Below are 19,909 nucleotides of genomic sequence, written 5' to 3'. Positions count from 1 at the left end.
GAGCGGTGCGGTGCGCTGGCTAGGCCCGGGCCTCCGCGCGCAGCCGGATGAAGTACGCGCCGACCGCGCACGCTCCGTTGATGCCTGGACCTCCCATGGCCGTCAACCTACCGACCGACCCGGATTCGCTGCCACTTCTTTTTCCCGCCGTCGGTCGGGCAGACTCGCGACCATGCGTTCGGTCGATGATCTGATCCGATTCACCGCGGCGGGTGGCGCCGTGAAGTACCTGCCGTTCTGGGGCCATCGCCCGCAGGCCGACGGCAGTGTCGGCAAGGGCTGCTTCAGCCAGTGGTGGCCCGCACCGTTCGATGTGGACGACACGACCTTCGCGACGGCCGAGCACTACATGATGTGGCGCAAGGCGCTGCTGTTCGACGACACCGAGACCGCGGCGAAGGTGCTGACCGTCGGGCACCCCAAGCAGGCCAAGGACCTCGGCCGCCAGGTCCGCGGCTTCGACGAGAAGCTTTGGGAAGCCGAGCGTTTCGAGATCGTCGTCGCCGGCAACCTGGCGAAGTTCGGCACGCACGACGAGCTGCGCCGATTCCTGCTCGGCACCGGGGAACGGGTGCTGGTCGAGGCCAGCCCGGTGGACCGGGTGTGGGGGATCGGATTGGCCGCCGACCACCCTGACCTCACGGAACCGGCGCGCTGGCGCGGTGCGAACCTGCTCGGTTTCGCGCTGATGCGGGTGCGGGAGGAACTCGGCGCGGCTCAGTAGGGGCCGACGGGCTGGCCCGCTTCGGCGGCCCGCTCATCGGCGGCGCGGGCGCGCCACATCCGCGCTTCCGCGTGATCACCGCGCCGGTCGAGCAGTTCTGCGAGTCCGGCCATCGCACGGAGGTCCCGCAGTTCGGCGGCCGTGCGCCACCAGCCCTCGGCGCCGGCGAGATCACCGCGCCGGAACAGCACGACGCCCAGGTCGTAACCGGCGCCAGGATGCCCGGCCGCGGCCGCCTGCGCCCACAGTCCGCAGGCCTGCTCTTCCTCGCCGCGGCCGAACATGGCGACGCCGAGATCGTAGAGCGCGCCGCGATATCCGGTCTCGGCTCCCCGTTCGACCGGCCGCTGCTCTCCGGGTTCGCCGACCGAAGGTGCGACGGATTCGGCGGCGGTCGGCCGTCCCCGATTCTGTTCGGCGGACGCGACCGTTCCCGATGTGTCCGGCGTAGCCGTCGGCGAATACGCTTGTGCGGCAGCGGTTGTGGCGCTCCTCGGCGCGGTGCTGGCGGGAGACGACGTCGCGGCGTATCCGGCCGGAGTGCCGTTGGGGTACGGCAGCGAGCCCGGCGTCGCGGCGGTCGGCATGTCGGTGTTCGTAATCGTTTCTGCCACAGGTTCTTTCGGGGTTGCGATGACGGGAGCGGCCGTGGTGCCGAGACCGACGACCAGGTTGGCGAAGTTCGGCGGGCCCTCGCCGACGCTGCACCACAGCGCGATCCGGCCGTCGGGCGTGTCCTCGATGAGGATGCCGTAGTTGCCCATCCAGGAGCGCTGCACGCCGGACTGGTCCACCCAGACCGGCGTGAGGGTGAACAGCGCGTCGGGGCCGGTCGGCGTGAGGGTGACGGTGGTGCCGCGGGCGAGCGCGTCGCTCCACACGTCGATGCCGGCGAGCTGGCGTCCTTCGAGGTCGATGTAGCCGCCGACCACCGAGAGACCGATACCGTGCCCGCGCAGACCGGCGGGCGGCGCCGCGGACAGCAGGGTCATGCTGAGCAGGGTGGTCGTGCGTCCGAACTGCTCGGTGTACATCGGATAGACCATGCTGCCGTTCCAGCGGATCGGGTCGGCGGACTTGTAATGCGCGGCGAGGGGGAGGTCGGGGGCCGAATTCTGGGCGTGCCACTGCGAATACGGCTCGTTCATGTGCTGGCGTCCCGCCTTTCCGCCGGATGCTCGTCCTACGTCTGCGCCTCGCGGCGGGCTATACCGTACTAGCCGCGACGGCCGTCGGCGGACCAATCCGGGGCCGATCGGGCCTCCCGCGCAGGACTGTTACGAAGATGAGTTCTTTGCCCGCTCCGGAAGCGATTTCGGGGCGCGGAGAAGCGCTGCCGAACAGCCCAGGATACGTGTAACTCATGGTTACATGTAACCCAGGGTTACAGTTACTTTTCTTCTGATCCGAAGATGCCGAACGGCGAATGCGCACTCATAGGGCGCTGACGAACGCTCACGTTACCCTACGAGGACCGATCCTGCCCACCGAAGTGAGCGCGATCTCGTCAACCCCCGGACACCGAACCAAGCGCTTGCTACGCTCACGCGATGATCCCCACGATCGTCTGGGGCACCGGCAATGTCGGCCGTGCCGCCATCCGTGCCGTCGATGCCCATCCGGCGCTGGATCTCACCGGCGTGCTCGTCCACGATTCCGCCAAGGTGGGGCGCGACGCGGGCGCGCTTGCCGAACTGGACCGCGAGCTCGGGATCGCGGCCACCGACGACATCGACGCGGTCCTCGCCGCGCGCCCCCGCGCTGTCGTCTACGCCGCCTCGGGCGACATCCGGCCCGCCGAAGCCCTCGCCGACATCGTTCGCGCGATCCGCGCGGGCGCGGTCGTGGTCACCCCCGCGCTCTACGCGCTCTACGATCCCCGAAGCGCGCCAACGGAATTGCGCGAGCCCGTCCTGGCCGCCATCGCCGAAGGCGGCGGTTCGCTGTTCGTCTCCGGCGTCGATCCCGGCTGGGGCAACGATGTGCTGCCGCTGTTGATCAGCGGGCTGGCGAGCACCGTGGATGTGGTGCGCTGCCAGGAGATCTTCGACTACACCACCTACGACCAGCCCGACTCGGTGCGCTACCTGGTGGGCATGGGCCAGCCGATGGACTACCAACCGCCGATGCTCGCGCCGACGGTGCCGACCATGGTGTGGGGCGGACAGGTCCGGCTGATGGCCCGCGCGCTCGGCGTCGAACTCGACGAGATCCGCGAGACCCTGGACCGGCGCGCGCTGGAGACCACCGTGCGCACGGCGAAGATGGGCGAGTTCGCCGAAGGCACCCAGGGCGCGGTGCGTTTCGAGGTGCAGGGCATCGTGGGCGGGGAACCGCGCATCGTCGTCGAGCACGTCACCCGCATCCACGCCTCGTGCGCGCCCGACTGGCCGGCACCGCCCGACGGCGACGGCGCGCACCGAGTGATCATCGAGGGCCGCCCGCGCATCGAGGTGACGGTCGAGGCCACCGACGAGGGCGGCAATCGCTCCGCGGGCGGGAATGCCACGGCGGTGGGCAGATTGGTCGGCGCGATCGACTGGCTGGTGGCCGCCGAGCCCGGACTCTACGACGCACTCGACGTTCCGCTGCGGCCAGCGGTCGGCAAACTCGGAAGGAAGAATCCATGATCGTCGACGTTCCCCAGGGCAAGGATCCCATCGGCTACGTGTGGGGCGAGATGGTTCCCGGCATCGGGATCGCCGCGTCCGGCTTCTCGCTCGCGGTGTACGAACACAGCACGCTCGGCCTGCGCGAGTTCGAGGCGGCCCGGCTGCGCATCGCCCAGATCAACGGCTGCGTGTTCTGTCTGGATTGGCGCACCGAGCGCGACGGCGTGAAGGTCGAGGAGGAGTTCGCCGACGCGGTGACCGCGTGGCGCACCACCGACGCCTTCGACGAACGCACCAGGCTCGCGGCCGAATACGCCGAACGCTACGCCACCGACCACCACAACCTGGACGAGGAATTCTGGGCCAGGATGAAGGCGCACTACAGCCAGACCGAGATCGTCGAGCTCAGCATGAGCATCGGTTCCTGGCTCGCGTTCGGGCGGCTGAACCACGTGCTCGGCTTGGACACCGCCTGCGTGCTCCCCGGCCACTCCTGATTCCGGCCTATTTCCCTTCCCGAATCCAATCCACCCGGTCCAGAGTCGACCAGTCGTCGTTGGCCCATTCCCAGATCAAACGCGCGACGAGGCTCGGATCCGAGAACGCCGCCGCGAAGAAATGGTCGGTGTGCGCGCTGTCGTGAATTTCCAGCGTGTAGGCCGCCGGCCCGTCACGATAGGTCTGAATGAAGGTCTCCCGATCATCGGGGCGGCTGACGATGAGAAACGGCGTGGCCGCGAGCTGTGCGAGATTCGGAATCCAGGACAGCACTTGGCCTTTGGTCATCGACTGGTAGTTGCGCTCACCGCCGATATCGACGTCGACGACGCGGAATCCCGGGGCCGGGGTGAGGGTGCGCTGCCGCCCGTCGTAGAGCTCGTAGTCGAAGCCGGTGATCAGATCCTCGAGCAGCTGCCGCACCGGGCCCGCCGCGTAGTCCACCGCCGACCCCCTGGTCCGGCGCCGATCCAGATCGTCGGCGGCCGTGACCCGTACCGCGTCGCCCGCCGCTTCGATCCGCACGGCGGCGTGCGGCCGTGAGGCCGGAAGCGCCGCGTTCCACGCCGTCAACCCGGTGAGCACCACGATCCGGAGATCGTCGTCGACGGGCCGTCCCTGCTGCGATCGGAAATAGGACGGCACTTCCACCGCCGATGCGACGACCCCCGCGGGTACGACGACGTACTCGTAACTCACCCAACCAAACTAGCCGCGCCACGCCGCCGACGCACCCCGGTCGATTACCGAAATACCCCTAGCCACAAACTTTTACACGTTTTTAGGCGCTGCGGAAAGTTCGCTCACCCTACCGTTAACGATCGGCAACGGTGGCGCGGTGCGAAACCGCGCCACCACTGCGTGTCAGGCGTTGACGGGCGCCTCGTCGCCGCTCGGATCGGTCGGCTCGCCGACCGTGCGCTTCGGTCCGGTGAACCAGCGCCGGGCCGAGACGAACCACCAGATCGCGATCGCACCGACCACGCCGACCAACGTCAGCGGCGCGTAATTCACCGTGGTCCAGGTGAATTCGCTGTTCCACGGATAGCCGCGATCGTCGGTGGGCAGAATGAACAGCACGCTGATCACCGCGATCCACGCCAACGCGACGATCCCGATCGGCCGATACCATTTCCCGAGTTGCCACGGGCCGGTCTGGAAACGTGAACCGTGCAGCTGCCGCAGCAGGATCGGGATTCCGTAGGCGATATAAAGCCCGATGGTGGCCACCGACGTGGCCGCCGCGTAGGCCGTCGGCGCGTTCGCGGCGGGCACCAGCATCGACGGAATCAGCAACACGAAGGCGAAGAACGAGATGAACAGCACCGCGTGCACCGGCACCTTCTTCGCCGACAGCTTCGCCCAGTAGGCCGAACCGGGCACCGCGCCGTCGCGGGAGAACGCGAACAGCATCCGCGACGCGGAGGTCACCGAGGCGTATCCGCAGAACAACTGCGCGACCGCGGCGATGATCAGCAGCAGCCCCGACCAGAACGAGTCGAGCGAATTCTCCAGGATGTAGATCACCGGATAACCGCTGTTCTTCTCGGGATCCAGCGCGTCGTCCAGATTCGGAATGGCGAAGGTGACTGCCATGATGAGCAGATAGCCCGCGACCGCGGAGACGAGAATCGTGTTGATGATGCCCTTGGCCGCCGAGCGGGCCGCGTCGTGGGTTTCCTCCGACATGTGCGCGGACGCGTCGTAACCGGTGAACGTGTACTGCGCGTGCAGGAGACCGAGCAGAAAGCTGAACGCCACGCCGCCGAAGCCGACCGCGCTGTTGTCCACGGTCTCGGTGAACACGAACCCGACGCTCTGATGGTTCTTCGCGCCGAAGCCGAGCACCAGCACGAAGATCGCCACGCCGCCGACATGCCACCACGCCGAGATATTGTTGATGACCGCCGACAGGTGCGGGCCGATCGCGTTCAACACCGCGTGCAGCACCAAAATCACCGCGAAGACGAGGAAGATGGCCGTGCGGTCGGTGCCGATATCGATGCCGATCACGTTCAGCACCACGGTGGTGAAAATCGCCGCGCCGTAATCGATGGCGGCGGTGACCGCGATCTGACCGATGAGATTGAACCAGCCGGTGAACCAGCCCCACACCGGGCCGCCCAATTCCGAGGCCCACCAGTAGAGACCGCCGGAAGTCGGGTAGGCCGAAGCCAATTCGGCCATGGCCAGTCCCACGAACAACACCATGATCGACACCAGCGGCCAGCCCCACGCCATGGTGATCGGGCCGCCGTTCGCCAATCCGATGCCGTAGCTGGCCAATCCGCCGGTGAGAATGGACACGATGGTGAAACTGATGGCGAAGTTGGAGAAGCCGGACCAGGATCGCGCGAGATCCTGTTTGTAACCGAGTTCGGCCAGCCTGCGTTCGTCCTCGGACGGGGTTTCGGTCATGATCGCTCCCGAAGTGAAAACGCTGCCCTCATACAGCGTTTGCCAGAAGCTCAGTGTGCGGTAAAGCCGGGTGGATCACAGCGCAAACGGTCAACCCGGCGAGACATGCCGGAAGTCCGGTCCTCCGCAGCGGCGAACGGGGCGGTCTCCCGACCGGCCTTTCGGGGCCGGTGGCCGGGAAACCGCCCGCTCGAGGGTGTCAGCCGATCGCGGCCAATGCTTGTTCGGCCATCTTCTGCATGCCGAGCGCGTTCGGGTGGATCGGCACGAAGTTCGTACCCCACACGGCCGGCTCGACCCAGCGGACACCGATGGGCTTGCAGGCGTCGTGGCCGATGGAGCTCCGCATGTCGACGAAGATGGTGCCCGTCTCGCCTGCGGCGCGCTCGACGACGCCGTTGAGGGTGTCCTCGATGTTGTTGATGTAGGCGACGTCGCCCTTGGCGATCGGCATCGTGAGGAAGCAGTTGGTGTTGTCCTCGGGCATGACCTGGGGGTACGCGAGAATGGCCACCTTCGCGGACGGTGCCTTGGCGTGGATGTCGGTCAGCGCCTTCTTCACCGCGGGGTAGGTCTTGTTCAGAATGTCGTTGGTGAACTGGTCGCCGTAAAGGGTCTCGCAGGGGTTGCCCAGGCCGGCGGTGCCGGTCCCCGCGCTCATGCAGGCGGAGATCACTTTGATCAGCGTGTCGTTGTTGTTGCCGCCGATGGTCAGGGTGACGAGCTTCGTTTCCCTGGTGACCGCGTCGAGCTGCGGGGTCAGGCTGGGGTACTGGCTCTCGTAGAAGTCCTGGGTATCGGCGTTGCCGCAGGTGACGTCGGAGAACGCTTCGACGCCGAGGGCGTCGGCGATGAGATTCGGGTAGTTGCGGGTGGTCCGCGCGCACGCCGGGGTGACGGTGGGGTCGAGCGGAACGATGCCCGATCCCGCGCTGTAGCTGTCACCCATGGCGACGTAGGGACCCGGGCTCGGCGCGGCTTGGGTTGGGGCGGCCGCAGCGAGGACAAGGCCCGCCGTGATTGCCGTGGTGAACGCAGCAGCGATCCGTGTGCGAACGACCTTGACCATGCAAAACTCCTGTAACAGACACTCACAGTTACCAACCGGTAACGATTTGGCGGAGGAACTGTGACACGGCGCACACGGATTCGCAACGGGCATCGAGCTGTGGCTGTTTACTTAACGGGATACTCGATCGGCTCCGGGTCGCAGCAGGCTGCGGATCGCATAGTGCACACACAGGTGGCCGTAGATCTCCTGAATCACTCCGTCCGGTGTCTTCGACCGCAACACCACACCGCGCCCGGGTTGGTAGGTCTCGAGCCCGATATACCTTCGCTGTGAATACAATTCGGCCAGCTCACCGGCGGGCGCCGCCTCGGGATCAAGGATGGTGGTCAGCAGTCGGTGAATTCGCTCGTGGTCGCGGTCCGTGTCGGCGTCGAAAGCGGTGCCGACGAACTCGACGACTCGCACCGCGGTTCCGTCGGTGTCCTTCGGGGCCGCCCGCATTCCCGGACAGATGTGGGAAGCGAAAGACCCATCCGGATAACGTCTTTCGACGGGAAGCGCCGAATCCGAACGCACTCGCCACAGCAGATCCGCGCCGTAAGAACGGCACAGTTCCCACAGGCGGTAACTGAAAAAGGCTCGGTCGGCGAGCAGCAGCATGCCCGGGTACAGCGACCGCACCACGGATTCGGTCAGTTCCCGCTCGCGATGCTCGCGGGTCCCGAGCGCGGCATCGATGATCGCGCGCGAACCGCACTCGACCAGCCAGAGGACGCGCACCTGGGGTAACGCTCCGCCCCGGCCGGGCCGAGAAGACATCGGCCGGCTGAAGTGCTCGATATTCGCTTCGCTGGCGGGCACATCGATGGTCGAGGCGTGGAGGCTCATCAGTCGCCAGGACCGGTAGGAACTACCCGGAACCCGCGCATCGAACAGTGACACCGCCACCTTCTCGTACAACGCGCGCAGCGGTTCCGAGCCCAGGCGCCTACGGGCCTGGAACAAGGCTGCCTTCGTCGGGATCGTCGTCGGGGGCGACCGTCCCGAGATCCACCCGAGCCCGGAAACGAGCTTCCGCATCACCTCTTCGTACGAGCAGGATGCGAACAGCGCCAGCGCGAGCACGTAGTAGACCACCACCCGAGCGGGCAGCACGCGATTCCGGCGTTCGACCCGCCCATGTTCGACCAGCACCGCGTCGACGACCTCGGGCGTGAAAACCCTGGTCAACGCGGCTAATGCGATGTGATCGGACAGCCGCTGATCACTCTGCGGCGGCGCCCGTCCCGCACGCGCCACGGCTGGAGAATATCGACGTCGGCGCAGTTAAGTAAACGATCGGAAAGTCAAGAATCAGTCTCGACGAGGGAGTTTCCGTCAGCGGCGCACTCCCGCCTCGGCGGAGCGGCGGGCGAAGCGGGGGACGATCGTCCCCGGGAAGAAGGATTCAGCGGTCCGGATCGCTGCCCTCGGCACGGGTGCACGCATCCGTCGACCGGTGCTCCCAACCGAGCGTCGCCGCACCGGCCGAGCAAGAACTGCTCGGCTCGCCGCCGCCGGGGGAGCGCACCGGAACCAACCCGGCCACCGAGGCGACGACGCCGACCGCCGCGAGCACCAGGCCGAGATCGGTGAGTTTGCGGTCCCAGCGCCCGGCCGGGTCGGCATCTGCGGACGGCGGATTCGCCAGTCGCCAGCTCGCGGCCAGCACGAACGACACCGCCGCGAACACCAGCAGCGGAATTCCCACCCCCGCGAGAAGTTCTCGTACGCTACCCATCGTCACCACCCCTGTTTCGTCCGGGCGAAGCCGGACGACCCGCGACGACCCCCGGCGGCGGCCTCGCGTGGACGACCCCGCCCCCAGCGACGGGCAACTTATCGCACCCGAATCCGACCCGCAAGCGCGCCGACACCTCGCGCGCCCGCGACGGTCCGCCACGTAGCGTGATCGTCATGATCGAACGTCTCGTTGTCATCGGCGCCGACGCGACGGGCATGTCGGCCGCCTCGCAAGCCTGCCGCATGGCCGGTCCGCGGGACCTGGAGATCGTCGTGTTCGAGCGCGGCTGCTTCACTTCCTACTCCGCGTGCGGGATCCCGTACTGGGTCGGCGGGCTTGTCTCCGAACGCGATTCGCTGATCGCGCGCACCCCCGAGGAACACCGCGCCCGCGACATCGATCTGCGCCTGCGCACCGAGGTGCTCGAGATCGATGTCGCTGGACGCCGGGTGCGCAGCCGTGACCTCGGCTCCGGCGCCGAATCGTGGACCGGCTACGACCAACTCGTGATCGCCACCGGCGCGCGTCCGATCCGGCCCCCGCTGCCCGGCATCGACGCCGAGGGCGTGCACGGCGTGCAGACCCTCGACGACGGGCAGGCGCTCATCGACACGCTCGTCACGACGGAGGGCAAGCGGGCGGTCGTCGTGGGGGCGGGCTACATCGGCGTGGAGATGGCGGAGGCGCTGATCAATCGCGGCTACCAGGTGACGGTCCTCCATCGCGGCGCCGAGCCGATGTCGACGCTCGACCCGGATATGGGTGCGCTGGTCCGAACGGCGATGTGCGGCTTGGGAATCGAGATCGTCAGCGATGCGGAGGTGACCGAGATACGCACCGACGACAGCGGCCGTGTCCGCGCCGTCGCCACCGCCGACGGGGAATATCCGGCCGACGTCGTGGTGCTCGGCATCGGTGTCCGCCCCGAAACCGCGCTGGCTCGCGCCGCGGGTCTGCCGCTCGGCGAATACGGCGGTCTCGTGACCGACCTGTCCATGCGGGTGCACGGCCACGAGAACATCTGGGCAGGCGGCGACTGCGTGGAGGTGCTCGATCTGGTCTCCGGCCGTCTGCGGCACATCGCGCTCGGCACCCATGCCAACAAGCACGGCCAGATCATCGGCGCGAACATCGGCGGCGGCTACGCGACCTTCCCCGGGGTGGTCGGCACCGCCGTGAGCAAGGTCTGCGATCTCGAGGTGGCAAGGACCGGTCTGCGTGAGAAGGACGCGCACGCGGCGGGCTTGCAGTACGTGACCGTCACGATCGAATCCACCAGCCGCGCGGGCTATTACCCCGAGCCCGCGCCCATGACGGTGAAGATGCTGGCCGAGCGGCGCACCGGGCGGTTGCTCGGTACGCAGATCGTGGGTCGCGAGGGCGCGGGCAAGCGGGTCGACATCGCCGCGGTCGCGCTCACCGCCCGGATGACGGTCGAGCAGATGACCGCCCTGGATCTCGGTTACGCGCCGCCGTTCTCGCCCGTGTGGGATCCGGTGCTGGTCGCGGCCCGCAAGGCGATGACGGAGGTGCGGCGGCGCGGCTGAGTCAGCCGTCGCCGCGCTGGACCGCGATCACCGGGATCACGCGGCTGGTCTTGGCGCGGTAGTCGCCGAAGGCGGGCATCAGCTCGACCATCCGGTCGTAGAGTTCATCGCGTTCCGCGCCGGTCACGAATTCCGCCGTGGCATCGAACTTCTCGGTGCCGACCTCGACGGTGAGTTCCGGTTTCGCGCGCAGATTGTGATACCAGGCGGGATGCCGGTCGGCGCCGCCGTTGGACGCGACGAGCACCATCCGGTCACCGTCGGGCAGGTAGACCAGCGGGTTGGTGACCTGTCGTCCGGTCCTCGCCCCGGTGGTGGTGATCAGAACCATGTTGGTCCTGCCCTCGAACATGCCGCCGACGCGGCCGCCGTTGGCGCGGAATTCCTCGATCACCTGTGCGTTGAAATCGCTCATCTCGATCCTGTCCGGTCGCGGTTGCACCACGGCCAACCCGGGGTCGGCCGCGGAAATTCCGCCCGGCTCAGTTCAGCGCGTCGAGCAGCTCCGTCTTGCCGAACATGGCGGCCGCGTCGCGTGCCGACGGGGTGCCCGCGTCGGGATCGGCGCCCGCCGCGACCAGCAGGCGGACGATCTCGTCCTCGCCCTTGAACACCGCGCCCGCCAGTGGCGTCTGGCCCTTGTCGTTGGCCCGGTTGGGGTCGGCGCCGCGCACCAGCAGCACCGCGACCGCGTCGCGGTGGCCGTGGTAGGCGGCGAGCATGACGAGCGTGTCGCCGTTGTCGTTGGTGAGGTCCGCGGGTACTCCGGCGTCGACGTAAGCGGCCAGCGCGTCGGCGTCGCCGTGACGCGCCAGGTCGAAGACCTTGCCCGCCAGTTCGATCACTTTGTCCGCATCGGAATCGTCTGGGCTCACCAAACCTTCCTACCAGGTTCGGCGGTTTCGCCGTGGCAACCTCGGGTACCGCGCCAGCAGATCACGCCGGAACCACGACACCCAAGGAGGCGAGTTCGATGCCGGTATGCGATACCTGCGGCAACGATTACGAGAAGACGTTCACGGTCACCCGAAACGGCTCATCGGCGACATTCGACAGCTTCGAATGCGCGGTCAGCGCGCTGGCGCCGACCTGCGAGCACTGTTCGTGCCGGATTCTCGGCCACGGCGTGCAGGCGGGCGAGCAGATCTACTGCTGCGCGCACTGCGCCCACCAGGCAGGTCACCGGGCTCTCGTCGACCACATCTGAGGCAGCAGGCGGGTCGAGCGGCGGGCCGGAAGCGGCCCGCCGCTCAGCTCGCGTCCATCGCGGCGCGCACCGCGCGCAGATCCTCGACGAATCCCTTGTAGGCCGCGTCGCGGTCGGGTGCGCGCAGCACCGCCGACGGGTGCACCGTCGCGACGACCCGGTAATCGTCGGAGAACACCACGTTGCCGCGCTCCTCGCTCACCTTGAACGAGGGGCCGAGCACCGCCTTGGCGGCGACCGCGCCGAGACACACCACGAGCTCCGGGTGGATGGCGTCCAGTTCGGCGGTCAGCCACGGCGTGCAGGCGACCACCTCGGTGCGTCCCGGCGTCTTGTGGATCCGGCGTTTGCCGCGCTCCTCGAATTTGAAGTGCTTGACCGCGTTCGTCACGTAGACGGTGTCGCGGTCGATGCCGACTTCCTCGAGCGCTTTGTCCAGCAACCGGCCCGCGGGACCGACGAAGGGGTGTCCCTCGATGTCCTCGCGGTCGCCGGGCTGTTCGCCGACCACGAAGACGGACGCGTCCGCGGGCCCCTCGCCGAACACGGTCTGCGTCGCGTCGTGGTACAGCTCGCAGCCCTGACAACCGCACGAGGCGGCGCGCAGGGTTTCCAGATCCGCTCCCGCTGGGACGAATTCCTCAGCGCCCTTGGCTTTCCCGGCAGCCATCAGCGGCTCCCTTCGCCGACGATCGGCAATTACCTGAGCGGACTACCCGCGCCCGCCTCACCGAAACCGAGCGGCGGCTCCTCGGGCAGCGCACAGCCCTCCAGGGTGGCCTCGGACAGTTCGGCGACCACCGCGGCGACGTCACCGCCCGCACGGAAGGCGCGCAGCTGACGCGTCGCGCCGTTGCCGCGCTCGAGCACGGCGGCGATGGTGTCGGCGACGAACTCGCGATCGCCGAGTTCCTTCAGTGCGGGCTCGACGTATTCCACCAGTTCGGCCAGCAGCTCGCGGGCGGGCAGCACGCGACCGTCCATCGGCGCGACCGCGTCGCCGTCGATGCCGCTGCGCGCCGCTTTCCAATAGGCCGCCCGCAGCATCTCCGCGGCGACGGGCGGGGCCGTTCTGCCCTCGTCCAGCGACTGACGCGCCATGATCACCGTCGCGCGCACCAGCGTGGCGAGCAGGGTCGTCTCGGCCACCGTCGCGGGCACATCGCTGACCCGGATCTCCACGGTCGGATAGGTGATCGACCGGCGCACGTCCCAATAGACCATCTTCTCGTCGAGCATGATGCCGCTGGACAGCATCATCGCGACCAGATCGTCGTAGTCGTCCGCGCAACCGAAGTAGGGCGGCGGCCCCGCGCTGGGCCAGCGTCGCCACAGGATATTGCGCCAGCTCTTGTATCCGGTCTCCACGCCGCGGTAGATCGCCGAATTGGCGGTCAGCGCGAGAAACAGCGGCAGCCACGGCCGCAGGTAGTTGCTCACCTGCACGGCGGTCTCGCGATCGGGTACGGCGACGTGCACATGGCAGCCGCACAGACCCTGCTCGTGGGCGAGCATCCCGAAACCGTCGGCGATGCGGCGATAGCGCGGGGTGTCGGTGACCGGGTAGTGCAGCGGGACCGTCGGCGGGATCGCCACGGCGAGCAGGCGGGCATCGTTCATCTCGGCGCAGGAGGCGACGCCGCGGCGCAGATCGCGCAGCTGTTGGGCGAGTTCGCCGGTGCGGGTGTGGACGCGGGTGTTCGTCTCGATCTGACAGCGCGTCAGCTCCAGCTGTAGGTCCAGCCCGAGGTCCTCGGCGGTCCGGGCGACCGCGTCGTTCTTGGCGGTAGGCGCGCCGGTGCGCGGATCGGCGAGGAGGAATTCCTCTTCGACCCCGACCGTAGACGAGTCCACGTCCATGTGGGTAGGTTACCGCGCTGACCTGAGGCTATGCCTCGAGCTCCCGCTAATTCTGGCGGCAGCGCCGGTAGACTCGGGCCAGACGGTCTCGCGTCGGCCGTGCCTGATCTCGGCCTGCGCGACCACGGGAGAGTGGGTGATGAGCACACGCGACGGTCTCGGCCTGCGGCGGTTGCCGCGCAGCACTCGGGTGCTGGTGATCACGGCCGCCCTGTTGCTCGCCACCTTGCTCGTCGTTCCGCGCTTGGTCGGCGCGTACGTCAGCTGGATGTGGTTCGGGGAGGTCGGTTTTCGCGGCGTCTGGCTCACCGTGCTGCTCACCCGGCTCGCGCTGTTCGTCCTCGTCGCTCTGCTGATCGGCGGCGCGCTGTTCGCGGCGATGTGGCTGGCGTACCGGTTCCGTCCGCTCGTGCTGCCCGCCACCGGGGACGAGGATGTTCTGCGTCCCTACCGCACCGCGGTGCTGCGGCGGCCGCGGCTGTTCGGCCTCGGCATCGCCGCCGCGTTGGGCCTGCTGTGCGGTCTGATCGGGCAGTCGGGATGGGTGACGGTTCAGCTGTTCGTCCACGGCGGGTCGTTCGGACTCACGGATCCCGAGTTCGGCCACGATGTCGGGTTCTACGTCTTCGATCTGCCCTTCTACCGGCTGCTGGTCAACTGGCTGTTCGTCGCGACGGTCCTCGCGTTCCTCGCCTGCCTCGCGGCGCACTACCTGTTCGGCGGCCTGCGCCTTTCCGGGAACGGCGGCGGGTTGACCCACGCGGCTCGCGTCCAACTCGCGGTGCTGGCAGGCACATTCATCGCTTTGAAGGCGGCCGCCTACTGGCTGGACCGCTACTCGCTGCTGTCCACCCGAAGCAAGGAACCCACCTTCGCCGGTCCCGGCTACACCGACATCAACGCGGTGCTTCCCGCCCGGCTGATCCTGTTCGCGATCGCCGTCATCTGCGCCGCGGCGGTCTTCGCCGCCGTCGTGGTGCGTGACTTGCGCATCCCGGCGATGGCCGCCGCGTTGCTGCTGTTGTCCTCGATCCTGGTCGGCGCGGTCTGGCCGCTGCTCGTCGAGCAGCTCTCGGTTCGCCCGAACGCCGCCGACATGGAGCGCGTCTACATCGAACGCAACATCACGGCCACCCGGCAGGCGTACGGAATCGGCGCCGACCATGTCGAATACCGCGACTACCCGGGGATCGGCACCAAACCGCCGCCCGAAGTGCCGGCGGACGTGACCACGATCGCCAACGCGCGCCTGCTGGATCCGAATGTGCTCTCGCGGACCTTCACCCAGCAGCAACAGCTGAAGAACTTCTACAGCTTTCCCGCGCATCTCGACCTCGATCGCTACCGCATCGACGGGGAACTGCGCGATTACGTGGTCGCCGCCCGCGAGCTGACGCCGAACGCGCTGAGCGGCAACCAGCGGCACTGGGTCAATCGGCACACCGTCTACACGCACGGAAACGGGTTCGTCGCCGCGCCCGCCAACCGCGTCAACGCCGCGGTGCGTGAGGCCGCGGGCGACGCCGCGAGCAGCAACAGCGGATACCCGATCTACACGGTGAGCGACATCGCCTCCCAGGCCTCCGGCCAGCAGGTGATTCCGGTCGATCAGCCGCGCATCTACTTCGGCGAAGTGATCGCCGAGTCGGACCCCGACTACGCCATCGTCGGCGGTGGCACCGAGCCACGCGAATACGACACCGACGCGACGAAATACACCTACACCGGCGCCGGCGGCGTGCCGATCGGGAACTGGTTGAACCGGATGGCCTTCACCATCTTCTACGCCGAACGAAACATCATCTTCTCCAAGGCGATCGGTGACGGTTCCAAGATCATCTTCAATCGCGATCCGCGCCACCGCGTCGAACTCGTCGCCCCTTGGTTGACGACCGACCACAACCCCTATCCCGCGGTCGTGAACGGGCGGATCGTCTGGATCGTCGACGCCTACACCACCATCGACGGCTACCCCTACGCCAAGCACACCTCGCTCGACATGCTCGAGCCGCCCGGCGAGACCGGTGGGCGATCGCACGACATCTCCTACCTGCGAAACTCGATCAAGGCCACCGTCGACGCCTACGACGGCACCGTCACCCTCTATCAGGTCGACCAGGACGACCCGGTGCTCGCCGCGTGGATGAAGGTATTCCCAGGCACGGTCGAACCCGAGGAGTCGATCACCGACGAGTTGCGCGCGCACTTCCGCTACCCGGAGGACCAGTTCAAGATCCAACGCGAGATGCTGGCCAAATATCACGTGGACGAACCACGAGAGTTCTTCACCACCAACGCTTTCTGGTCGGTGCCCAGCGATCCCACCGTCGAGACCAACCCGCACCAGCCCCCGTTCTACGTCCTGGTCGGCGACCCCGGTAGCGCCGAGCCGACGTTCCGGCTCGCCACCGCGATGGTCGGGTTCAACAGGGAATTCCTCTCGGCCTACGTCTCCGCGGACTCCGATCCGGAGAACTACGGCAAGATCACCGTCCTGCAGCTGCCCACCGACACCCTCACCCAGGGGCCACAGCAGATCCAGAACTCGATGATCTCCGACACCAGGGTCGCCTCCGAGCGGACACTGCTGGAGCGCTCGAACCGGATCCAATACGGCAACCTGCTGACGTTGCCGATCGCCGACGGCGGCGTGCTCTATGTCGAACCGCTGTTCACCGAGCGAATCTCGAACACGCCCAACGGATCCACGTTCCCGCAGCTGGCCCGGGTGCTCGTCAGCTATCGCGAACCCGGCACCGGCGGTGTCCTCGTCGGTTACGCCCCGACCATCGCCGAGGCGCTCGTCCAAGTCTTCGGCCCCGAAACGGGCCGGCTCGCCACCGCGCCCGGCGGTGGGCCCGCGGCGCCACCGCCACCGGGACAGCAGCCGCTACCGGGGCCGCCACCGCCCCAGGCTCAGGCGGCTCCGCCACCGGTGGATCAGGCGAAACTCGCCGAGCTCAACGCGCAGATCGACGCCATGCGCGAAGCGCTCGATCGTCTCCAGCAGCAGCTGAACGAACTCGGCATTCCCGGCCGATAGTCCTTGCCGCCGAACGGTATTCGTCAGTCTTCGCGATACACCACCGGGAGGCCGTCGGGCTGCGCGACGACCCGCGTGCCGAACCCGCGGCTGATCTCCCGGATCGTCTCGCACAGCCACCGCGCCTCGTCCGGTCCGGCCGTTTCCAGGCGCATGCGCCGCATCCGCAGTGGAATCATGCGCAGCCGCACCGCTCCGGAATCCAGGTCGACCAGGAACAGCAGGCGAAGATCGGTGCGGTAGCTCTCGTGACCGTGGATGCCTTCGTAGTCGTCGACGACATCGCCGCACCCGTACAGAATCGGTTTGCCGCGGTAGATCTCGATCGGTCGCGGATGGTGCGCCGAATGTCCGTGCACCACATCGACTCCCGCGTCGATCAGCCGGCGCGCGAAGCGCTGTTCGCTGTGCGTCACGCGGTAGCCCCAGTTGGGTCCCCAGTGGATCGAGACGATCGCGACGTCCCGATCACGGGTGGCGGCCAGCACCGCGGCGGCCACCTCGTCGGCGGCGGTGGCGCTCGGCGTCTCGCCGATCCGCCACAGTCCGAGCCGATCGTGGCGCGCCGCCCAGTATTCCGGCACCCCGCTCGATCCGGCGGCGACCGAGACGATCACCGCCCGGCTGCCGTCGCCGAGATCCGCGGTCGCCGGGGCGCGGGCGCCGTCGAGATCCCTTCCCGCTCCGGCGTGGTCGACGCCCGCGGCATCGAGGGTGTCGAGGGTGTCGGTCAGCCCGTGCGCGCCGAAATCGAGCACATGATTGTTGGCCAGCGCGCAGACGACCGGCGCGACGCAGGTCAGCACCGGGATGTTGTCCGGCCGCATCCGATAGTGGATGCCCTTGGCGGGTGCGAACGTCCCGTCGGCGGTGATGGCGGTTTCGAGGTTGATCAGTCGCGCGTCGGCCTGCGCGAGCAGCGGCAGGGCATCGCCCCACAGCCTCCGGAAATCCACCGGACGGGCGAACGCGCCGTTCGCCTCCTCGGCCAGTTCGACGTACATCCGCGCGTCGCGGACATACCGTTCGCACAGCAGCGGGTCGCCGGGATGCGGCAGGATCTGATCCACCCCGCGGCCCAGCATGACATCGCCGCCGAGCAGCACCGTCGGCATACCACCATTGTCGATCACCGAGCGCCCACCCGCGCCGGTCCGGGGGACGACAATGGTCGTATGACCGCCGGTGTCGAGTTGCGCGTCTACGCCGAGCTGAACGACTTCCTGCACCCGGACCTCCGGTACACGGCGCAGCGGCGGCCGATGCGCCCGCACCAGACCGTGAAGGACATCGTGGAAGCCGCAGGCATTCCGCACACCGAGATCGATCTGATGCTGGTGAACGGTGTTTCCGTCGACTTCGCTCACCACCCGCGTCCCGGCGATCGGCTCGCGGTGTACCCGATGTTCGAAACGCTGGACGTCGGTCCGCTGACCCGGGTGCGCGCCCGCCCGCTACGAGATCCGCGCTTCGTCGTCGATGTCAATCTGGGCGGGCTGGCGCGGCTCATGCGACTGATGGGACTCGACGCTCGCTGCGAATGGGACGCCGACGACGCCGAACTCGCCGAACTCGCGGCCGCCGAGCATCGCATTTTGCTCACCCGCGACCGCGGGCTGCTCGCTCGGCGCGCCGTCACGCATGGCGTGTTCGTGCACGCGGACCGCCCGTTCGAGCAGATCGTCGAGCTGATCCGCCGACTGGATCTGACCGATCGGCTCGCACCGTTCAGTCGCTGCCTGCGCTGCGGCGGCCGCGTCACCGATGTCGCCAAGCAGGACATCGTCGACCGGCTCCAACCACTCACCCGCCGCTACTACGACACCTTCCGCCAGTGCGCGGACTGCGGCCGCGTCTACTGGCAGGGATCGCATCAGCGTCGCCTCGACGACATGGTCGCCCGGATACGCGCCGCGAGTTCATGAGGTCATGCCCCGCCGACCTGTTGCGCGAGGAACATGTAGCTCTTCTCCTCGACGCGCTGCCGGATGCGCCAGTGCCCGTCGACGCGGGCGAAGGTGTCCAGGTACCAGAGCCCGCACAGCATGAGACTCTGCGCGCCGTTCTCGCCCGCGACGAGCATCGGGTTGTGGCACATGGTGCGTGCCGACGCGGTGTCGCCGTTCACCGTGATCGAGGAGTTGCTCACCAGGTGCTGGAAGGCGGGGAAGTTCGGCATGACGGCGGCGAGGAACTGCTTGGTGGAAGCCAGATCGCCCGCGGGTCCGCCCATGGCCGTGTAATCGATGTGGGCGTCGGCGGTGAAGATCTCGTCGAGTAGGTCCCACTGCCGCGTGTCGACGGCATGCGAGTACCGGACCATGAGGTCCTCGATCTCGAGCCGGTCCGAAATCTCCTGCAATGACAGCACGGTGCCTCCGAAGCTCCGATATGGCGGACGTCGACCCACACTAGAACACGTTCTCGCGCTGCGCCGGAAATCCCGCACTCGCAACGTGATCCGCACTGGACGCGTCGAACCGCTACGACGGTTGCTCGGCGCTTTCCGGGCCGGGGGAGTACGGCGAGACGATCGAGGGGCTCCAGGTGAAGGGTGGCGAGTCCGGAGCGGGTGATCCGGCGGCCGCCGCGAGCGGCTCGTTGTTTGCGGTGAGCCGGACGATGGTTCGTTCGAGCGCGGGCAGGATCTCGGTGATCGCCAGATCCTCGTTGGCGAAGCGACCGACGAGGGCGTAGACCATATTGCTCAGGACGAGCCCGACGTCGGCGATGTAGTCGGGGTCGATCCCGGTGAAGAGAGCGGTCGCGGCGGGCAAGACGGCGTCGAAGCCCTGGGTGTCCAGCCGCTGACCGCCGGGCCCGGACCGCGCGCGGTAGTAGGCCGTCAGCATTCGCGGGTTGCGTTCCCACGGCTCGAACACGTACCGGACCAACCGCCGCAGACCGTCGGCCAGCGACTCGTTCTCGCACGGCGGCGCCAGTTCGGTGTAGATGTTGGTGGCCATCCACTGTTCGACCGCGGCGAGTATCAGCTCGTCCCGTGTCGGATACAGCTTGTAGACCGTGGCCAGCGAGACGTGCGCCTGCTTCGCGACAGGGCGCAATTGCACCGCGTCGTAACCGTCGGAGTCGAGCAGCGACAGCACGGTGTCGATGATCTTGGTCGCCGTGTCGGTCTCACCTGTCCTGGCCACCTGCCAACCGTAATCCAGGCGCCGGACGACCGCGGGCGCCGCACCGCCGA

Annotated in this window: 20 protein-coding genes; 7 read left to right on the top strand and 13 right to left on the bottom strand. The window is 67.9% G+C overall.

The features are described from left to right. The first annotated feature begins 172 nt into the window (after nucleotides 1–172). Complete coding sequence (locus tag FB390_RS23170; RefSeq protein WP_141810840.1) at nucleotides 173–724, top strand: riboflavin biosynthesis intermediates N-glycosidase; 552 nt, start codon at nucleotides 173–175, stop codon at nucleotides 722–724. Here the strand turns inward: FB390_RS23170 and FB390_RS23165 are convergent. Further along, nucleotides 718–1,872, bottom strand: a complete 1,155-nt coding sequence (locus FB390_RS23165; RefSeq protein ID WP_141810839.1) for a tetratricopeptide repeat protein — start codon at nucleotides 1,870–1,872, stop codon at nucleotides 718–720. The genes FB390_RS23170 and FB390_RS23165 overlap by 7 nt on opposite strands. Before the next feature lie 402 nt (nucleotides 1,873–2,274). Between FB390_RS23165 and FB390_RS23160 the strand changes: the two genes are divergently transcribed. Beyond that, nucleotides 2,275–3,354 (top strand): NAD(P)H-dependent amine dehydrogenase family protein, encoded by a 1,080-nt coding sequence (locus tag FB390_RS23160; RefSeq protein ID WP_141810838.1) that lies wholly within the window; start codon nucleotides 2,275–2,277, stop codon nucleotides 3,352–3,354. After that, a complete protein-coding gene (locus tag FB390_RS23155) occupies nucleotides 3,351–3,833 on the top strand; it encodes a carboxymuconolactone decarboxylase family protein (protein ID WP_067777980.1) in 483 nt (160 codons plus the stop codon). Before FB390_RS23160 ends, FB390_RS23155 begins: the two co-directional genes overlap by 4 nt. Nucleotides 3,834–3,840: 7 nt before the next feature. Here FB390_RS23155 and FB390_RS23150 read toward each other — a convergent pair whose 3' ends face one another. From FB390_RS23150 to FB390_RS23130, 5 genes are all read right to left on the bottom strand, one after another. Continuing rightward, nucleotides 3,841–4,533: a hypothetical protein gene (locus FB390_RS23150; protein WP_141810837.1), complete on the bottom strand. Its 693-nt coding sequence runs from the start codon at nucleotides 4,531–4,533 to the stop codon at nucleotides 3,841–3,843. 165 nt (nucleotides 4,534–4,698) lie between these two features. Beyond that, nucleotides 4,699–6,252: an amino acid permease gene (locus FB390_RS23145; protein WP_141810836.1), complete on the bottom strand. Its 1,554-nt coding sequence runs from the start codon at nucleotides 6,250–6,252 to the stop codon at nucleotides 4,699–4,701. Between the two features lie 199 nt (nucleotides 6,253–6,451). Further along, nucleotides 6,452–7,321 carry an SGNH/GDSL hydrolase family protein gene (locus FB390_RS23140; RefSeq protein WP_141810835.1) on the bottom strand — a complete coding sequence of 290 codons (870 nt, stop codon included), beginning with the start codon at nucleotides 7,319–7,321 and terminating at the stop codon, nucleotides 6,452–6,454. 111 nt (nucleotides 7,322–7,432) lie between these two features. Then, nucleotides 7,433–8,563: an IS4 family transposase gene (locus FB390_RS23135; protein ID WP_185757142.1), complete on the bottom strand. Its 1,131-nt coding sequence runs from the start codon at nucleotides 8,561–8,563 to the stop codon at nucleotides 7,433–7,435. A 148-nt stretch (nucleotides 8,564–8,711) separates the two neighbouring features. Continuing rightward, nucleotides 8,712–9,044 carry a hypothetical protein gene (locus FB390_RS23130; protein ID WP_141810833.1) on the bottom strand — a complete coding sequence of 111 codons (333 nt, stop codon included), beginning with the start codon at nucleotides 9,042–9,044 and terminating at the stop codon, nucleotides 8,712–8,714. Nucleotides 9,045–9,220: 176 nt separating this feature from the next. Here FB390_RS23130 and FB390_RS23125 point away from each other — a divergent pair, with 176 nt between their 5' ends. Continuing rightward, a complete protein-coding gene (locus FB390_RS23125; RefSeq protein WP_141810832.1) occupies nucleotides 9,221–10,594 on the top strand; it encodes an FAD-dependent oxidoreductase in 1,374 nt (457 codons plus the stop codon). A gap of 1 nt (nucleotide 10,595) precedes the next feature. On the opposite strand, the gene FB390_RS23120 is transcribed toward FB390_RS23125, so the two are convergent. Both FB390_RS23120 and FB390_RS23115 read right to left on the bottom strand, forming a co-directional pair. Further along, nucleotides 10,596–11,009 (bottom strand): nitroreductase family deazaflavin-dependent oxidoreductase, encoded by a 414-nt coding sequence (locus FB390_RS23120; RefSeq protein WP_141810831.1) that lies wholly within the window; start codon nucleotides 11,007–11,009, stop codon nucleotides 10,596–10,598. A 67-nt stretch (nucleotides 11,010–11,076) separates the two neighbouring features. Next, nucleotides 11,077–11,472, bottom strand: coding sequence for an ankyrin repeat domain-containing protein (locus FB390_RS23115; protein WP_221639349.1), 396 nt, complete (start codon nucleotides 11,470–11,472; stop codon nucleotides 11,077–11,079). Nucleotides 11,473–11,567: 95 nt separating this feature from the next. On the opposite strand from FB390_RS23115, the gene FB390_RS23110 reads away from it, so the two are divergent. Continuing rightward, nucleotides 11,568–11,801, top strand: coding sequence for a hypothetical protein (locus FB390_RS23110; protein WP_141810829.1), 234 nt, complete (start codon nucleotides 11,568–11,570; stop codon nucleotides 11,799–11,801). A gap of 43 nt (nucleotides 11,802–11,844) precedes the next feature. Here the strand turns inward: FB390_RS23110 and FB390_RS23105 are convergent, their stop codons facing one another. Continuing rightward, on the bottom strand, nucleotides 11,845–12,471 hold the full coding sequence (locus FB390_RS23105) for a UdgX family uracil-DNA binding protein (protein ID WP_141810828.1): 627 nt from the start codon (nucleotides 12,469–12,471) through the stop codon (nucleotides 11,845–11,847). A gap of 29 nt (nucleotides 12,472–12,500) precedes the next feature. Then, nucleotides 12,501–13,661: a glutamate--cysteine ligase 2 gene (locus FB390_RS23100; protein ID WP_141810827.1), complete on the bottom strand. Its 1,161-nt coding sequence runs from the start codon at nucleotides 13,659–13,661 to the stop codon at nucleotides 12,501–12,503. Between the two features lie 139 nt (nucleotides 13,662–13,800). Between FB390_RS23100 and FB390_RS23095 the strand changes: the two genes are divergently transcribed. Beyond that, entirely contained in the window at nucleotides 13,801–16,704 is a 2,904-nt protein-coding gene (locus FB390_RS23095; RefSeq protein ID WP_141810826.1) for a UPF0182 family protein, read from the top strand. A gap of 23 nt (nucleotides 16,705–16,727) precedes the next feature. Here the strand turns inward: FB390_RS23095 and FB390_RS23090 are convergent, their stop codons facing one another. Continuing rightward, nucleotides 16,728–17,837, bottom strand: a complete 1,110-nt coding sequence (locus FB390_RS23090) for a CapA family protein (protein WP_425465873.1) — start codon at nucleotides 17,835–17,837, stop codon at nucleotides 16,728–16,730. Between the two features lie 42 nt (nucleotides 17,838–17,879). Here FB390_RS23090 and FB390_RS23085 point away from each other — a divergent pair, with 42 nt between their 5' ends. Then, entirely contained in the window at nucleotides 17,880–18,629 is a 750-nt protein-coding gene (locus FB390_RS23085) for a Mut7-C RNAse domain-containing protein (RefSeq protein WP_141810824.1), read from the top strand. A gap of 2 nt (nucleotides 18,630–18,631) precedes the next feature. On the opposite strand, the gene FB390_RS33970 is transcribed toward FB390_RS23085, so the two are convergent. Together FB390_RS33970 and FB390_RS23080 are read right to left on the bottom strand one after the other, a co-directional pair. Continuing rightward, entirely contained in the window at nucleotides 18,632–19,075 is a 444-nt protein-coding gene (locus tag FB390_RS33970) for a nuclear transport factor 2 family protein (RefSeq protein WP_221639348.1), read from the bottom strand. A gap of 112 nt (nucleotides 19,076–19,187) precedes the next feature. Beyond that, nucleotides 19,188–19,859 carry a TetR/AcrR family transcriptional regulator gene (locus tag FB390_RS23080; RefSeq protein ID WP_141810823.1) on the bottom strand — a complete coding sequence of 224 codons (672 nt, stop codon included), beginning with the start codon at nucleotides 19,857–19,859 and terminating at the stop codon, nucleotides 19,188–19,190. Nucleotides 19,860–19,909: the final 50 nt, after the last annotated feature.

The sequence above is a fragment of the Nocardia bhagyanarayanae genome, from assembly GCF_006716565.1.
Classification (GTDB): Bacteria; Actinomycetota; Actinomycetes; order Mycobacteriales; family Mycobacteriaceae; genus Nocardia; species Nocardia bhagyanarayanae.
The sequence above is the reverse complement of the archived record's forward strand: the minus strand, read 5'-3'. Positions and strand labels throughout refer to the sequence as shown.

What these genes read in the sequence shown, in the direction of transcription:
- FB390_RS23165 (WP_141810839.1), bottom strand. Translation starts at nt 1,872, where the DNA reads ATGAACGAGCCGTATTCGCAGTGGCACGCCCAGAATTCGGCCCCCGAC.
- FB390_RS23170 (WP_141810840.1), top strand. Translation starts at nt 173, where the DNA reads ATGCGTTCGGTCGATGATCTGATCCGATTCACCGCGGCGGGTGGCGCC.
- FB390_RS23095 (WP_141810826.1), top strand. Translation starts at nt 13,801, where the DNA reads ATGAGCACACGCGACGGTCTCGGCCTGCGGCGGTTGCCGCGCAGCACT.
- FB390_RS23145 (WP_141810836.1), bottom strand. Translation starts at nt 6,252, where the DNA reads ATGACCGAAACCCCGTCCGAGGACGAACGCAGGCTGGCCGAACTCGGT.
- FB390_RS23105 (WP_141810828.1), bottom strand. Translation starts at nt 12,471, where the DNA reads ATGGCTGCCGGGAAAGCCAAGGGCGCTGAGGAATTCGTCCCAGCGGGA.
- FB390_RS23110 (WP_141810829.1), top strand. Translation starts at nt 11,568, where the DNA reads ATGCCGGTATGCGATACCTGCGGCAACGATTACGAGAAGACGTTCACG.
- FB390_RS23140 (WP_141810835.1), bottom strand. Translation starts at nt 7,321, where the DNA reads ATGGTCAAGGTCGTTCGCACACGGATCGCTGCTGCGTTCACCACGGCA.
- FB390_RS23160 (WP_141810838.1), top strand. Translation starts at nt 2,275, where the DNA reads ATGATCCCCACGATCGTCTGGGGCACCGGCAATGTCGGCCGTGCCGCC.
- FB390_RS23155 (WP_067777980.1), top strand. Translation starts at nt 3,351, where the DNA reads ATGATCGTCGACGTTCCCCAGGGCAAGGATCCCATCGGCTACGTGTGG.
- FB390_RS23130 (WP_141810833.1), bottom strand. Translation starts at nt 9,044, where the DNA reads ATGGGTAGCGTACGAGAACTTCTCGCGGGGGTGGGAATTCCGCTGCTG.
- FB390_RS23100 (WP_141810827.1), bottom strand. Translation starts at nt 13,661, where the DNA reads ATGGACGTGGACTCGTCTACGGTCGGGGTCGAAGAGGAATTCCTCCTC.
- FB390_RS23120 (WP_141810831.1), bottom strand. Translation starts at nt 11,009, where the DNA reads ATGAGCGATTTCAACGCACAGGTGATCGAGGAATTCCGCGCCAACGGC.
- FB390_RS23085 (WP_141810824.1), top strand. Translation starts at nt 17,880, where the DNA reads ATGACCGCCGGTGTCGAGTTGCGCGTCTACGCCGAGCTGAACGACTTC.
- FB390_RS23125 (WP_141810832.1), top strand. Translation starts at nt 9,221, where the DNA reads ATGATCGAACGTCTCGTTGTCATCGGCGCCGACGCGACGGGCATGTCG.